Genomic DNA, 14,865 nt, shown 5'->3' with positions numbered 1-14,865 from the left:
GGATCGGGGGGTGGGGCTTCGGAGGGTGGAGGGGCTGAGGGTGGTGGCTCGGGGGCCGGGTGGGGAGGTGCTGTACGCGGTGGTGGGGTGAGCCGGGGGGTTCGGCGCTGCGGGGTGCCTCGGGCCGTTCGGACACGGGGGAGGCACGACTGCCCGCAGGCTGTGGGGTGTCAGTGGAGCACGTCGGCTGCCAGGCGGGCCGCTCTTCTCACCCGGGGTGTGGCCAGGCGGCGTACGGCCGGGCGGATGACGGTTGCCGTGCTGCCCACCGGCTGCCAGCGGATCTGGAGGCGGCCCGGGTCGTGGCCCTCCGGTTCCACCGTGACCCGGTGGGGGGCCGTACCGGCGCGGTAGGGGACGCGGGCGGTGAGGGCGGGGAAGGACAGGGGGGCCAGGAGGAGGCCCGTGTGGGACTGGCCCTGACGGCGGAGGCGGAGTACGGGGTGGCGGATGCCCTCGAAGCCGTGGAGCGGGAGACGTGCCGCCGTCAGGTCCAGGCGGGCACGGCCCTCGAAGACGCCGGGGCTCACGGGGCAGAGGCGGAAGGGGACCGTGAGGCGGCGCCGGCCGGGGGCGAGGTGGAGGGTGGCGCGCTGGGGGCCGACCGGGAGGCGCAGGGCCGGGTCGTAGGTGCGGACGGTGAGGTCGATCGAGGCGCCGGGGCCCCGCGCGATCTCGGTGATCTCGTGGCGGAGCCGGGCGCTGAAGAACGGGCGGGTGTCCAGGCCCAGGTCCGTCAGGTCCAGTTCGCGGCGGGCCTGCGCGGAGTGCGGTATCCCCGCGCCCCAGTAGGTGCGGCCGGTTGCCGCGTCCGGCGTGGTCCGGCGCGGTGCCACGTCGTGGCCGAGGCCGCGGGCCGCCTGCCGTACGTCGGACAGGCGGCGGTCGCGGACCAGCTGGAGCACGACCCGTTCGGCGCGGGGCAGGCGGGCACAGGCGCCCGGGGCGAGGGTGTCGAGGTAGGGGTTCATGATGTCGGCGAAGGACGTCAGCCACGCGTCGTCCCGGTACGGGAGGTCCCCGGCGTACATCCGGAAGTCGTGCTTGAGGAACTTGAAGTCCTTGTCCTCCCGCAGCGACACGTGCCCGCTCCCGGCCAGGAACGCGTCGATGAGGCGCTGGACGTGGACGCGGTCGCGGACGTTGCTCAGCAGGTGCCGCTGGTTGGAGATGGAGGCCGCCTCGGATGCGGCGTACGGGGCGATGTACCAGCGGTAGACCGGCTCCGGGACGATGGTGAACGTCTTGGCCAGGCAGTACGCCTGAGCCGAGAAGAGCTGGTCCTCGTAGTGGATGCCCTCGGGGAAGCGCAGGTCGTGCCGGTCGAGGAAGGCACGGGCGTACATCTTGCTGGTCGCCAGGTGCTCGAAGAACAGCCGCGGGTCGGCCTCGATGCCGTCGAGCGTGCGGCGGTCGGCGACCAGGTGCGGCATCCAGGTGGTGCGGCGTCCGCCGTCCACCCGTATCCGGTGCACCGCGCCCATCGCGAAGTCGATGTCGCGTTCGCGGTGGGCGGCGAGCAGGACCTCGACGGCGCGCTCGGGGAGTTCGTCGTCGCTGTCCAGGAACATCAGGTACGGCGCCCGCGCGATCTCCAGGGCGCGGTTGCGCGGGGCGCTGCAGCCGCCGCTGTTCTCGGGCAGGCGGAGGTACACGACGCGGGGGTCCTGGGCCGCCAGCCCTCGGGCCACGTCCTCGGTCGCGTCCGTGGAGTGGTCGTCGCTGATGACGACCTCGATGTTCGGGTGGGTCTGGCGCAGGACGGACGCGACGGCGCGGGGGAGGCGCTCGGCGTCGTTGTGGACGATGACCGTGACGGTGACGTCGGGGGTGACCGTCGTGTTCAGGATGCTCATGCTCATGACGCGGTCGCCTCCTCGGGGCTCGGGGCAGGGGTGCGCTCCTCGAGCGGCAGCACGGGGGGCAGGGTCCGCTCGTCCTCGCCGAGGAAGACCCGGCGTACGACGCGTTCGGCGGCGCGGCCGTCGTCGTACTCGCAGAACCGGCGCCGGAAGGCGGCCCGTGCCTTGGCCGCGCGCTCGTCGCGCCAGGCGTCCGTCGTGAGGATCTCCGTCAGTCGCGCCTGGTCGCGGGCGACGGGGCCCGGGGCCTCGGCCATGAGGTCGAAGTACACGCCGCGCGTGGTGCGGTACGTCTCCCAGTCGTCGGCGTGGATCACGATCGGGCGGTCGAGGTTGGCGTAGTCGAACATGATCGACGAGTAGTCCGTGACGAGCGCGTCGGCGGCCAGGCACAGCTCTTCGACCGGGTCGTAGGAGGACACGTCGATGACGCGGCCGGTGCGGCGCAGGGCGGTCAGCGGGGAGGACGGGGAGGACGGAGAGGCGGCGGTCTCGTAGAAGTAGTGGGCGCGCACCAGGAGAATCGTTTCCTCGCCGAGTTGGTCGGCGAGGGCGGCGAGGTCCAGACGCGGGGTCCAGCCGGCCTCGTAGTCGCGGTGGGTGGGCGCGTAGAGGACCGCTCGGTGGCCGGGCGGGACACCGAGGCGTTCGCGGACCGCGCGGACCTCCTGGGCGCCGGCCGTGTAGTAGACGTCGTTGCGCGGGTAGCCGTGGTCGAGCGAGAGGTGGCGGGACGGGTACGCCCGCTGCCACATGCGGGTCGAGTGGCTGTTCGCGGAGATGCTGTAGTCCCACTTGTCGACGCGCTCCAGCAGGGCCTGGAAGTCCAGGCCGCGGGCGGCGGCCGGGTACGGCATCTGGTCCAGGCCCATGCGCTTGAGCGGGGTGCCGTGGTGGGTCTGGAGGTGGACGGTGCCGGGGCGTTTGACGACCGCGTCCGGGAAGTTGACGTTGTTGACGAGGTACTTGGCGCGGGCCAGCACCTCCCAGTAGCGCCGGGTGCCCGGGACGACGTGGTCGGTGCCGGGCGGCAGCAGGGCCGCGCCCGCCGCGGTGACCACCCACACCGGGTGGACGCCCGGGGCGAGACGGGCGAGTTCGGCGGCGATCGCGGCCGGGTTGCAGGCCACGCCGCGGGCCCAGTACGCCGAGAAGACGGCCAGGTGGGGGTCGACCGGCTCGGCGAGCGCCCTGCGGTACTGGAGGGCGCGCACCCGCGTTCCGGCCCGGCGCCTGCCGGTGCGCACCGCCGACCGCACCCTGCGGCGGGTGCGGTTGGCGGCCTGGAGGGTGCGGTACCGGGTGCACGCGTCCTCCTCCAGCAGTGAGCGGCGTACGCCTTCGAGGCCGGCCGGGCGGCGGTGACCGTCGGGGCGGCGGCGCCGGGCGGCCAGGGACGCGCGGCGGAAGAACTCCCGCGCGACGTCGTCCGGCATCCCGGCACGGGCGAAGGTGCGCAGGCAGTCGCGGACCATGAGGTCGTACAGGACGGCGTAGGCGGCCGGGCGCCCGGCGGCGAGGTCGAGGAGGGCCTCGTAGCGCTCGACCAGGGCGTAGCGCTGCTCCGGGGTGATCGGTGGCAGGCTCTCGGGGCGCAGCCGGCGGTCCTCGTACGCCGGGTGGGGCAGGCAGGCGACGCGGTCGGCGAGCAGCAGGGCGGCGTACGCGGCGAAGGGTTCGTCGTCGGTGGTGAGGAGCCGCTCGTGCGTCCGCCAGAAGCCGGCGCGCACGGCGCGGTTGCCGAGCAGCGGGGTCAGCCTCAGCAGTCCCGCGCTGTCGTCGAGGGCGAGGTCCGCGCGATCGGCCCGGTCCGAGCGGTCCGAGCGTTCCGCGCGGGCGAGGCGGGGACCGTCCGGGGAGGGCAGGGCGGAGGCCCGCCAGGTGCTGCGGACGTGGTCGAACAGCAGGACGTCCACCGTGCCGGGGAGGCCCGCGGCGTGCTCGGCGATCGTGCGCGGGGCGCCGGGGGGCAGTCCGTCCTTGGCGCGGACGAAGTGCAGCCACCGGCCCGACGCCCGCGCCGCCCCCGCCGCGCGGGCCGCGGCGTCGCCGGCCCCCTCCGGCAGCGGCAGCACGGTGAAGGCGGGGATGTGCCGCTCGGCCGTCTCCCGCGCCCAGTCCCCGACGGCGGCGACGATCACCTCGGTGCCGGTGAGGGGGTGGGCGTCCAGGGAGCCGAGGAGGGCGGGGAGGTGGTCCTGGACGTTGGGGCCGTGGACGATGACGCTGAGTTCGGGGGTCTCGGACATCGCGGGGACTCCTTCGCCGTCGTCGCTCCCGGCACTCCTGTTCGGTCCTGTTGGGTCCGTTCGGCCATAGTGGCACCAAACAGGCGAAAGGGCTGACCGTGAGTACGCCTCCCGGGCGAAGGAGGTCGGCGAAGGATGTCGGTGGAGGGGACGGGGTGAGGGCTTCAGGGAAGCGCGTCGTTCACGCGGCGGCCTTCGCCTTGGGCGCGGGCTTGGGCGCGGGCTTCGCCGCCCTGTCCGGACCGCCGGTGAACTTCTCGTACTCCTTCAGGACCTCGTCCGTCGGCCCGTCCATGCGCAGCTCACCGCGCTCCAGCCACAGCACCCGGTCGCACGTGTCGCGGATGGACTTGTTGCTGTGACTGACCAGGAACACCGTGCCGGCGTGCCGGCGCAGCTCCCGGATGCGTTCCTCGGAGCGCTTCTGGAAGGAGCGGTCGCCGGTGGCCAGCGCCTCGTCGACGAGGAGCACGTCGTGGTCCTTGGCGGCGGCGATGGAGAAGCGCAGCCGGGCCGCCATGCCGGAGGAGTACGTGCGCATCGGCAGCGTGATGAAGTCGCCCTTGTCGTTGATCCCGGAGAAGTCGACGATCTCCTGGTACCGCTCCTTGATCTGCGCGCGGGACATGCCCATCGCCAGGCCGCCCAGGTACACGTTGCGCTCACCGGTGAGGTCGCTCATCAGGGCCGCGTTGACGCCGAGCAGAGAGGGCTGGCCGTCCGTGTAGATGCGGCCCCTCTCCACCGGCAGCAGGCCGGCGACCGCCTTGAGCAGGGTCGACTTGCCGGAGCCGTTGGTGCCGATCAGTCCGATCGCCTCCCCCCGGTACGCCACGAAGGACACGTTCTTCACGGCGTGCACCCGGCGCACGCCCGCCGCCTTCTCGGCGTTCTTGCGGCGCACGATGCGGTTGAGGGCGGCGGTCGCGGAGCCGCGCCCGGCGCCGGTGCCGTTGACCCGGTAGACGATGTCGACGCCGTCGGCGATGACGGTGGGGACGCGCTCGTCCGTCTGCTTGGTGATGCCGGCGTTGTCAGCCACGACCGTACGTCTCCTCGGCCTTCCAGAAGTAGATGAAGCCGCCGATCCCGGCGACCAGCGCCCAGCCCAGCGCGAGCGCCCACACGTGGGGCGGCAGGTGGCTCGCGTCGAAGGAGTCGATCAGGGCGAAGCGCATCAGGTCGATGTAGACGACGGCGGGGTTGAGCTGGAGCACGGTGCCGACCCAGGACGGCAGGCCGCTGTCCGGGCCGGTCATGTGGTCGATGCTGAACATGACGCCCGAGCCGTACATCCAGGTGCGCAGCAGGAACGGCATCAGCTGGGCCATGTCGGGGATCTTGGACCCCACCCGGGCCATGATCAGCGACACGCCCGCGTTGAACACGAACTGCAGCACCAGCGCCGGGACCGCCAGCAGCCAGGACGCGCCGGGCGGTACGCCGAAGGCGAGCAGGATCACGAGCAGGGCGGCCATCGAGAACATCAGCTGCTGGAGCTGCTGTAGGCAGAAGGAGACCGGCAGCGCGGCCCGCGGGAAGTGCAGGGCCCGCACCAGGCCGAGGTTGCCGGAGATGGCGCGGGTGCCCGCCATGATCGAGCTCTGCGTGAACGTCCACATGAACACGCCGGTGACCAGGAACGGGACGAAGTCCTCCACGCCCTGCTTGGTGCCGATCAGCACGCCGAAGATCAGGTAGTACACCGCCGCGTTCAGCAACGGCGTCATCACCTGCCAGACCTGGCCCAGCTTCGCCTGGCTGTACTGGGCGGTGAGCTTGGCGGTGGCGAAGGCGCCGATGAAGTGCCGGCGTGCCCACAGCTGGCGGACGTACGCGGGCAGCGAGGGGCGTGCGCCGCTGACCGTCAGACCGTGGCGGGCGGCGAGGGCCGCGAGGTCGTCGGCCTCGGCGGGGGTGGACGGGGCCGGTGTCGGGGGCGGTGTGTGGAGTACCTGGCTCACATCCGGTGCTTTCGCTCGGGGGGAGGGGGTGACGGAGGCGACTCCCGGTGTTTCCCTGCGGGACGCCGACCGTTCAATTACGACGGGACGGCACCGTATCGTCGTGACGTGAGCGTAGGCCCGATCGGCGTCGGAACGCAACCGTTTCGTCGCAACGCCCTATGCTTGGCTTGCATGACGACCAACGCCGACGAGCCGCAGCCGCGCCCGCGCCGCAGGGTCCCCGCCGGGGCGGCCGTGCTCCGCGAGGACGTGACGGAGGCGATCCGGGCGGCCGTCTTCGAGGAACTCGCGGCGGTCGGCTACGCGCGGATGTCCATCGAGGGCATCGCGCGCCGCGCGGGCGTCGGCAAGACCGCGGTGTACCGGCGCTGGCGCTCCAAACTGCACCTGGTCCTCGACGTCGTCTCCGCGCTCGCCGTACAGGGCCTGCCCGCGCCCGACACCGGGTCCCTGGAGGGCGACCTGCGGCTGCTCTACGAGGTGACGTCCCGCGCGCTGCGCCACCCGGTGGCCTCGCAGATCATCCCCGACCTCCAGGCGGAGGCGGCGCGCAACCCCGACATCGCCGAGGCGTTGCAGAAGACCGTGCGCGAGGGTCAGGACGGCATCGCCAGCAAGATCCTCGACGCGGCGAAACGGCGCGGCGAACTCAGCCCCGGCCTCGACACCGACCTGGCCCTCGACCTGATCTCGGGCCCGCTGTACTGGCGCTCGGTGGTCGTCCGCAGCCCGAAGCTGCCGAAGGGGTACCTGGGGGCGCTGGCGCGGGCCACGGCGGAGGGGCTGAAGGCGTTGTGAGGCGGGGCGGGGTTGTCAGCGGCCCCTGCCGCGACGGGCCCCACCGTCCGTGTGAGGTGCGCGAGGGGCACGGACGCGACGGCCACCGTCACGGCGTGGCCGGTGGCCAGGAGGCCGGTCGCTGAGACGGACACCCGAAGGTCTCCGGAGACGAGGTCCGGGAGGGGAGTGCTCGACCCCGACCGGCGAGGTCGGCAGCACACGGCGCACGACCGTCCCGTTGCGCTCCAGGCGGCGCGGGGTCTGGGCCAGGACCCGCTGGGTCACGCCCTCCGCCCCCCGAGGACCTGGCCGAGGGGCACCTCTGCGGGAGCACGACGCCTGGGGCGGGCCAGGTTGTCCGCCCCAGGCGGTCGAGCGGTTGATCCGCGGTGGACTGGCCCACGGGGCCCACGACCCGCGACGGCGAGCGCGATCCGGAGGGCCTGGTCCGGGGACTGGCCGGACAGGATCCGGGCTGACGAGGACCCCACGTACTCATCGTGTCCCGTCGGCCGCGGCGGCGTGCGTCCTTCGGGCCGGGAGCGAAGGGTGCGAGCAGGGCGTCAGTGCCGCGCCGCCCCCGGATGCAGCCGTACCCAGCCCGCCCAGGCCGACGTGATCATGTCCTCGACGCCGTACTTGGCCTTCCAGCCCAGTTCGACGGCGGCGCGTTCGGCCGAGGCGACCACCCGGGCCGGGTCGCCGGGGCGGCGTGGAGCGACCGTCGGGGCGCGGTCGTGGCCGGTGAGGGCGTTGACGCGGTCGATCATCTCGCGGACGGAGACGCCCTCGCCCCGGCCGATGTTGAGGGTGAGGGTGCGGCGGGGGGCGTCGGACAGGGCGCGGGCCGCGGCGACGTGGGCCTCGGCCAGGTCGACGACGTGGATGTAGTCCCGGACGCAGGTGCCGTCCGGCGTCGCGTAGTCGTCGCCGAAGACGCACGGGGCGGCGCCCTCGGTCAGCTTCTCGAAGACCATCGGAACGAGGTTGTGGACGCCGGTGTCGGCCAGCTCCGGGCTCGCCGCGCCCGCCACGTTGAAGTAGCGCAGCGACGCCGTGGACAGGCCCGTGGCCCGGCCGGTCGCCCGGACGAGCCACTCACCGGCCAGCTTGGTCTCGCCGTACGGCGACAGGGGCGCGCAGGGCGTCTCCTCCGTCACCAGGTCGACGTCGGGCATCCCGTACACGGCCGCGGAGGAGGAGAAGACGAAGGACCGGACGCCGGCCGCGGTGACCGCGTCCAGCAGGACGCGCAGGCCCTCGACGTTCTCCCGGTAGTAGTGCAGCGGCAGGTCCACCGACTCGCCGACCTGCTTCTTCGCCGCGAGGTGCACGACGCCGGTGACGGAGTGGTCGGTGAGGGCGCGCGCGACCCGTTCGCCGTCCAGGACCGAGCCCACCACCAGGGGGACGCCGTCGGGCACGCGCTCGGCGATGCCGGTGGACAGGTCGTCGTAGACGACGGTCCGCTCGCCCGCCCCGGTCAGCGCCCGTACGACGTGCGCCCCGATGTATCCGGCGCCGCCGGTGATCAGCCAGGTCATGTGCGGCCGTCCCCTCGTCAGTGGGCCTCGGTCGATTCCGGTCCCTCGATGGCCTTCAACGATCATGATCCGTCATCGGGTTCCTCCGTGCGGATTTCCCCGGTCGGCCGGTCCCTCAGGAGGGGGCCGAAGCGGCCTCAGGGTCGTACGCGTCCAGGGCGGCCGTGAGCCGGTCCAGGCGCGTGCGCAGGTCCTCGACCTCCGCGAGGTCGAAGCCGGTCGCCGCGGCGATCCGGCGCGGCACCTCGACGGCCCGCCCGCGCAGCGCCGCACCCCGACCGGTCAGCCGTACCTCCACCGACCGCTCGTCGCGCGCGCTGCGCTCCCGCGTGACCAGGCCGGCCGCCTCCAGCCGCTTGAGCAGGGGCGACAGCGTGCCGGAGTCGAGACGCAGGTGGGCGCCGAGCTTCTTCACCGGCAGTTCGCCGTGCTCCCACAGCACCAGCATCACCAGGTACTGCGGGTAGGTGAGACCGAGGTCCTTGAGGATCACGCGGTAGACGCCGCCGAAGGCGCGCGAGGCGGCGTTCAGGGAGAAGCAGATCTGCTGGTCCAGACGGAGCCAGTCCGTTGCGGGCGTGGTCATCCCTTCAGGGTAGCCGACCACGCTTGTGGGCCATTCAGTTGTGCGCAATTGAATTGCGTGCTCTACTTGGTGGGGTCAGCAGGGCGACAGCACGTCAGTCGCCACAGAACGCTCATTTCAGAGGGATGGTTCTCCATGGACGCGCTCTACACCGCCGCCGCCACCGCCACCCACGGCCGCGACGGCCGCGCCGTCAGCTCCGACGGCAAGCTGGACCTCGCGCTCGGCGCCCCCGTCGAGATGGGCGGCGACGGGCAGGGCACCAACCCCGAGCAGCTGTTCGCCGCCGGGTACGCCGCCTGTTTCGGCAGCGCCCTCGGTCTCGTCGGCCGGCGGGCGAAGGTCGACGTCAGCGACGCCGCGGTGACCGCCGAGGTCGGCATCGGCAAGCAGGGCGAGGGCTTCGCGCTCGCCGTCACCCTCCGCGTCGAGCTGCCCGAGGGCGTGGACGAGGAGACCGGCCGCAAGCTGGTCGAGCAGGCCCACCAGGTCTGCCCGTACTCCAACGCCACCCGCGGCAACATCCCGGTCGAGCTCGTCATCGAGTAGATCGAGTAGATCGAGTAGATCGAGCAGATCGAGAGATCGAGCAGGCCGAGTGGATGGAGTGGGCCGAGCCGGTCGTCGAGTGGGCCCCGAGGCGTTCACCCCACCCGGGCCAGCACCTCCCCCGTCCGTTCGCTCCAGGCCACCACCACCGCCTCGTCGGGCAGCGGCTGCCAGCGCGTCAGCAGCAGCCAGCGGACGTGGTGGCGGCGGACGACGGCGGCGCGCTCGGCGCGGGTCGAGTCCGGGGCGAGATACGCCTTGACCTCGGCCACGCGCCGCTTGCGCTCCCGCTCGTCCAGTGACGGGTCGGGCCAGGGGGGTGCCGCCAGGTTCGGCCCGTACCCGGCGATGGCGTGGGAGGCGTAGTAGCCGTCGGTGATCACGACCTCGCCGGGGCCGATGTGCCGGGCCGCCCACGCGTACTCCGGCCAGTGCGGCGGCTGCTCGAAGCCGACCGGGTCCAGCGCCCGGGGCACCACCGCACCCGCGTGCACCGCGAGGAACCCCAGCAGGGCCCCCGTGGCCGCCGCCCGGCCCAGCGCCCGCCGCCACCGCCCCCACGGCCGGGGCGCCGCCAGCTCCACCGCCAGGGCGAACTGCAGCGGCACCGGCGTGAGCCCGAGGATGCGGCCGTAGGTGTAGTGGCCGCTGAACCAGCCGTACGCCACCACCGCGCAGTCCAGCGCGAACATCAGCACCAGCGGATCCCGCGCCGAGCGGCGTCCGCGCAGCCACAGCGCGGGCAGCCCGAGCAGCGTCAGCCAGAACTCCCCGGGCAGGTCCAGGTACAGCACCCGGTGCATCGCGTCCACACTGTCGTCCCCGGCCAGCGCGAACACGTCGAAGTACGGCCACACCGCCGCCGTCGCCACCGCCACGGCGCCCGTCAGCGCCCACCGCCCGACGACCGCCCCGCGCCACCCGCGCTGCCACCCGGCCACCAGCGCCACCGCGCCCAGCCCCGCCGCCACCGACGTGATCGGGTGCACCAGCAGGACCAGGCCGTAGAGGGCGCCCAGCACCGCGTACCCGGGCAGTCCGCGCAGCCCGCCCGGCCCCACGTACCGCACCCGGCCCGCGTCCCGCGCCCGCGCTCCGGTCAGCGCCCACGCCCAGAAGGTGAGCCCGATCGCGAACGTCGACGGGTAGCCGAGGTTGCCCGTCATCGACATCAGCCCGAGATAGCCGCTCCACCAGGCCCGCTCGGTGCCCCACAGCAGCGTCATCGCGCCCAGCGCCAGCACCGGCGCCCACGGCCGCGGGGTCAGCACCCGTACGAAGCGGCCCAGGCCGGTCAGCAGTACCAGCAGGTTCGCCGGTCCGGCGAGCCGCACCACCTCCCAGCCGCCCAGTCCCGTCAGCCGGGCGAACAGGCCCTGCGCCACCGCGTAGGGCGAGTAGTACGCGCTGCCCGCACCCGGCAGGTCGGCCATCGGGTGGCGGGGGTGGAGGAGGCCGGTCTTCAGGCGCTCCACGACGGCCGCGTGCTGCCCGGCGTCGCAGCACAGCGGCACCGCCCAGTACGCCAGCGGCATCAGCAGGAAGAACAGGAACCCGGCGACCTGGAACGGAGTGGGGCGCAGGCCTCGACGGCCGCGCAGCGCCGTCGCGCCGCGCACGGTCCGCCGGACGAGGACGCCGGCGCTCACGGAACGGGCGAAGGATGGGACATTCGGGGCATTTGTCGTATATTCCCAGCGGGGTCAACGACGTGACCTCGTGTCACCTCAACGAGTGATGTTCACCGAGTGATGTTCACCGAGTGGTGTTCAGTGAGCGATGTCAGCGAGTGATGTCCGGCGAGTGATGTTCAGCCGACCGCGCGGGCCCGGTCCACGTGCCCCTGCGCCGCGCCGGCAGCGCCACCCGCCCCCGCGCCACCGGCTCCAGCAGCAGCGGCACCCCCACCACCGGCAGCAGCCACGCCAGCACGATCAGCCGCTCGCCCCAGATGTTGATGTCCGGATGCCCGGCCTGGGTGAGGATCCCGGTGAACGCGGCCGCGACCAGGAAGCCGCCGGCCGCGCCCCCGCGCCGCAACGCGCCCCACGCCCCCGCGCCCAGGGCCGCGACGAACAGCGGTTCCCACGCCTGCCGGCGCAGCCACTCCACCCAGAAGTTGCCCTGCAACCGCCAGAACTCCGGCCACGGGTGTTCCCGGTCGGGCCGGGCGAAGTGGCCGGTGAGCAGGTCCTGGAGGCTGTCGGACTCCGACGGGTAGTCCAGCAGCCGCGCCAGGACCATGGTGAGGACGGCACCGGCCAGGCCCACCGCCCCGAGCGACAGCACGTCCCGGCCCGGCGGCCGGCCCCGTCGGTGGCGCCGTACGGCGATCAGCGCGCCCGCCGCCGCCAGGCACAGCCCCAGGAACAGCGCCTGGGAGTGCTTGACGGCGAACAGCGCGAGCAGCGACCCGGCGACCAGGGCGAGTCCGGCCCGTTCCCGCCGCGCCCGCAGCACCAGCGCACAGCCCCACACCGCCGCCAGGGTCAGCGCCAGCAGCAGGCCCTCGGTCATCGGGCGCATCGCGGTCGTCCCGCACGGCAGCACGTAGTACAGCGCCTGCCCGGTCAGCGCGAGCGGCACCGGCACGGACATCGTGCGCAGGACCAGGAAGGCGAGGACCCCGCCCGCGCACGCGATGACGACGCTCGCCGCCCACAGCCCCCACGTCACGCCGAGGGCCATGACGAACGGCACCAGGAACGCCGGGTAGCCGGGCCGCGCCTCGAAGATCCGCATGAAGCGTTCCGGCATGTACGGCACGGTGTGCCCGCCGGTCCGCCCGGCCGCCAGCCGCGGCTCCACCGCCCGCCACTCGCGCTCCCGGCACTCGGCCCCGACCCGGTCGGCGGGGTCGGCCCGGTGGAAGCGGACCACGTCCACGCGCTGGGCGCGGCGGGCCTTCGCCGCCTCCTCGGCGCACACCTGGTCGATCGTGGCCGCCGCCACCCCGCGCTCGCTCCCGCCGCTGAGACTCAGCGCGTACGACAGGTAGTTCTTGGTGTCGGGAGAGGCCCGGCCGGTGACGTTCGCGAGCTGGAGCGCGGCGAAGACCGCGGCCAGGACCAGCACCCAGGTGCGCGGCCTCACGACGAGGTCAGCAGGTCGCGGCCGGCCGGGACGGGCCGGGCGCCGGGCACGGCCGCGGGCTCCGGGCCGGGCATCGCCTCGCCCAGCATCAGGGTCCGCACGACCCGCTCGGCGGCCCGCCCGTCGTCGTACTCGCAAAACCGTGCCCGGAACGCCGACCGCAGCCGCGCCGCCTCCTCGTCCCGCCACGCCCCGGAGGCCAGCAGCCACGCCAGCTCCCGGTAGGAGCGCGACACATGGCCCGGAGCCTCGGCGGTGATGTCGAAATAGGCGCCCCGGCTCGCCGCGTAGGCGCCCCAGTCGTCGGCGTGGACCAGGATCGGCCGGTCCAGGAGCGCGTAGTCGAACATCAGGGCCGAGTAGTCGGTGATCAGCACGTCGGAGGCGAGCAGCACGTCCTCGACGCGGGGTTCGCCCGTCGCGTCGATCAGCACGCCCCGCCGGTGCAGCTCCGACAGGCCCATGCCGCGCGCCGGGCCGGTGGCCAGGGACGGGTGCAGGCGGACCACCAGGGTGTGGCCGTCGCCGAGGTCGGCGGCGAGCCGGGCCAGGTCGACGCGGTCGACGTGCCCGCCCCGCCGGTAGTCCCGGCGCGTCGGCGCGTACAGCACGACGGTGTGGCCGTCGGGGACGCCGAGCCGCTCACGGACCCGGCGGCCGTCCTCGGGACCCGCGCCCACCAGCACGTCGTTGCGCGGGCTGCCGGTGCGCACCGACGTGAAGTGGCACGGGTACGCCCGCTCCCACACCCGCTCCGAGTGCCGGTTGGCGACCAGGCTGTAGTCCCAGCGGTCCGCCCGGCGCAGCATCTGCGGCACGTCGAGACCGTGCCGGGCCCCGGGCTTGCCCAGCAGGTCGACGCCCATGTACTTCAGCGGGGTGCCCTGGTGGGTGTGGATGTGGACGCTGCCGGGGCGCTTGGCCACGGCACCGGGCCAGTTGACGTTGTTGACGAAGAACGTGGCCCGTTCGGTCACCCGGCGGTAGGCCGGGCTGCCCAGGACGACGTGCTCCGTGTCCGGCGGCAGGGCCGCCGCGCACTCCTCGTCACGCACCACCCACACCCCCCGCAGGTGCGGGGCGATCTCGCGGGCCTTGCGGTGGATCGCCGCCGGGTCGCCGAGCACGCCCCGGTGGGAGAACGCCGAGTACACGACGAGGTCGGGGTCCAGCGGACGCCGGGCGTCGACCGCGCTCCGCATCCGCCCCAGGTGCCCGGCGACCGCCCCCCGCGCCTGCCGCGCCCGCCGCTCCAGTTCCCCGGCCGCCCGCCCGGACCGCCGCCGCAGCCGGTAGGCCGCGTATCCGAGGGCCCCGCCCTCCAGCACCCGCAGTTCGGGCGGGACCTCGGCGCCCTCGGGCCGGTACGCGCGGAACCTCTCGGCGGTACGGCGGAAGAACTCGGCCTTGTCGGACGGCGGCAGCCGGTCCGGCTTGGACAGGATGTCCAGACAGTGCTCGCCCATCTTGGCGTGCAGGAACGGCCGCCACCGCGCGAGCTGCGGGCGGGCGTCGAGGAAGGCGAAGACCCGCTCGTACTGCTCGTGGACGTCGAAGTGCTTGCGGCTGGTGGTGGACAGGATGTTGCCCTGGCGGCGCTGCCGGTAGTTCAGGCAGATGCGGTCCAGCGTGGCGATCCGCCCGGCGCTGAACATGACCGGGAACGTCCAGGGCGTGTCCTCGTAGTAGCCCGGCGGGAAGGTGAAGCCCTCCCGCTCCACGAAGTCGCGCCGGTAGACCTTGTTCCACACCACCATCAGCAGGTCGAGGATCTCGGGGCGTTCGGCGGCCGTGAAGGTGCCGTCGCCGGCCTCCGCGAGGACCCGGGCCAGGGCGTTGCGCCGGGTGCCGCCCCACCAATAGGTGCGCGCGTAGTCGAAGACCAGGACGTCCGGGTCGTCCGTCTCCGCGAGCCGGTCGGCCATCGCGCGCAGGGCGCCCGGGGTCAGGGTGTCGTCGCTGTCGAGGAAGAAGAGGTAGTCGCCGCCGGCGAGCGGCAGCCCGGCGTTGCGGGCCCGGCCGAGACCGACGTTCTCCGCCAGGTGCAGCACCCGCACCCGCTCGTCGCGGGCGGCGTACTCGTCGAGGATGGCGCCGCAGCCGTCCGGGGAGCAGTCGTCGACGGCGATCACCTCGATGTCCCGGTAGGACTGGTCCAGGACCGAGTCGAGGCACTCGCGCAGGAAGCCCTGCACCTTGAAGCAGGGGACGATGACGCTGAAGCGGGGCACTTCG

The 14,865-nt window shown here is 73.5% G+C and carries 11 protein-coding genes; 2 read left to right on the top strand and 9 right to left on the bottom strand.

What is annotated here, in order from left to right; genetic code table 11:
- Positions 1 to 170: 170 nt before the first annotated feature.
- The 4 genes from RM812_RS23150 to RM812_RS23135 all read right to left on the bottom strand — a co-directional run bounded on the left by RM812_RS23150 (position 171) and on the right by RM812_RS23135 (position 6,075).
- On the bottom strand, positions 171 to 1,862 hold the full coding sequence (locus tag RM812_RS23150) for a glycosyltransferase family 2 protein (RefSeq protein ID WP_311575156.1): 1,692 nt from the start codon (positions 1,860 to 1,862) through the stop codon (positions 171 to 173).
- Positions 1,859 to 4,111 carry a CDP-glycerol glycerophosphotransferase family protein gene (locus tag RM812_RS23145; RefSeq protein ID WP_311575155.1) on the bottom strand — a complete coding sequence of 751 codons (2,253 nt, stop codon included), beginning with the start codon at positions 4,109 to 4,111 and terminating at the stop codon, positions 1,859 to 1,861. The genes RM812_RS23150 and RM812_RS23145 overlap by 4 nt, the downstream gene beginning before the upstream one ends.
- A 181-nt stretch (positions 4,112 to 4,292) precedes the next feature.
- Positions 4,293 to 5,153, bottom strand: coding sequence for an ABC transporter ATP-binding protein (locus RM812_RS23140; protein WP_394816506.1), 861 nt, complete (start codon positions 5,151 to 5,153; stop codon positions 4,293 to 4,295).
- Positions 5,146 to 6,075: an ABC transporter permease gene (locus RM812_RS23135; RefSeq protein WP_311575154.1), complete on the bottom strand. Its 930-nt coding sequence runs from the start codon at positions 6,073 to 6,075 to the stop codon at positions 5,146 to 5,148. The genes RM812_RS23140 and RM812_RS23135 overlap by 8 nt, the downstream gene beginning before the upstream one ends.
- Positions 6,076 to 6,249: 174 nt before the next feature.
- Here RM812_RS23135 and RM812_RS23130 point away from each other — a divergent pair, with 174 nt between their 5' ends.
- The gene (locus RM812_RS23130) at positions 6,250 to 6,876 is read left to right on the top strand and encodes a TetR/AcrR family transcriptional regulator (RefSeq protein WP_311575153.1); all 627 of its coding nucleotides are present in this window, start codon (positions 6,250 to 6,252) and stop codon (positions 6,874 to 6,876) included.
- 545 nt (positions 6,877 to 7,421) lie between these two features.
- Here RM812_RS23130 and galE read toward each other — a convergent pair.
- A complete protein-coding gene (galE, locus tag RM812_RS23125; RefSeq protein WP_311575152.1) occupies positions 7,422 to 8,402 on the bottom strand; it encodes a UDP-glucose 4-epimerase GalE in 981 nt (326 codons plus the stop codon).
- Between the two features lie 115 nt (positions 8,403 to 8,517).
- Positions 8,518 to 8,988: a MarR family winged helix-turn-helix transcriptional regulator gene (locus tag RM812_RS23120; protein WP_311575151.1), complete on the bottom strand. Its 471-nt coding sequence runs from the start codon at positions 8,986 to 8,988 to the stop codon at positions 8,518 to 8,520.
- A gap of 135 nt (positions 8,989 to 9,123) precedes the next feature.
- Between RM812_RS23120 and RM812_RS23115 the strand changes: the two genes are divergently transcribed.
- Positions 9,124 to 9,537 carry an organic hydroperoxide resistance protein gene (locus RM812_RS23115; protein WP_311575150.1) on the top strand — a complete coding sequence of 138 codons (414 nt, stop codon included), beginning with the start codon at positions 9,124 to 9,126 and terminating at the stop codon, positions 9,535 to 9,537.
- 95 nt (positions 9,538 to 9,632) lie between these two features.
- On the opposite strand, the gene RM812_RS23110 is transcribed toward RM812_RS23115, so the two are convergent.
- The 3 genes from RM812_RS23110 to RM812_RS23100 form a co-directional block, all read right to left on the bottom strand.
- Positions 9,633 to 11,186 carry a hypothetical protein gene (locus RM812_RS23110; protein WP_311575149.1) on the bottom strand — a complete coding sequence of 518 codons (1,554 nt, stop codon included), beginning with the start codon at positions 11,184 to 11,186 and terminating at the stop codon, positions 9,633 to 9,635.
- A 133-nt stretch (positions 11,187 to 11,319) separates the two neighbouring features.
- Complete coding sequence (locus RM812_RS23105; RefSeq protein ID WP_311575148.1) at positions 11,320 to 12,630, bottom strand: hypothetical protein; 1,311 nt, start codon at positions 12,628 to 12,630, stop codon at positions 11,320 to 11,322.
- Positions 12,627 to 14,861 carry a bifunctional glycosyltransferase/CDP-glycerol:glycerophosphate glycerophosphotransferase gene (locus RM812_RS23100; protein ID WP_311575147.1) on the bottom strand — a complete coding sequence of 745 codons (2,235 nt, stop codon included), beginning with the start codon at positions 14,859 to 14,861 and terminating at the stop codon, positions 12,627 to 12,629. Before RM812_RS23100 ends, RM812_RS23105 begins: the two co-directional genes overlap by 4 nt.
- Between the last annotated feature and the right edge of the window lie 4 nt (positions 14,862 to 14,865).

Origin of the sequence: Streptomyces lancefieldiae, assembly GCF_031845825.1 — a bacterium.
GTDB lineage: Bacteria > Actinomycetota > Actinomycetes > Streptomycetales > Streptomycetaceae > Streptomyces > Streptomyces lancefieldiae.
This window is presented reverse-complemented; position numbering and strand designations above follow the sequence as displayed.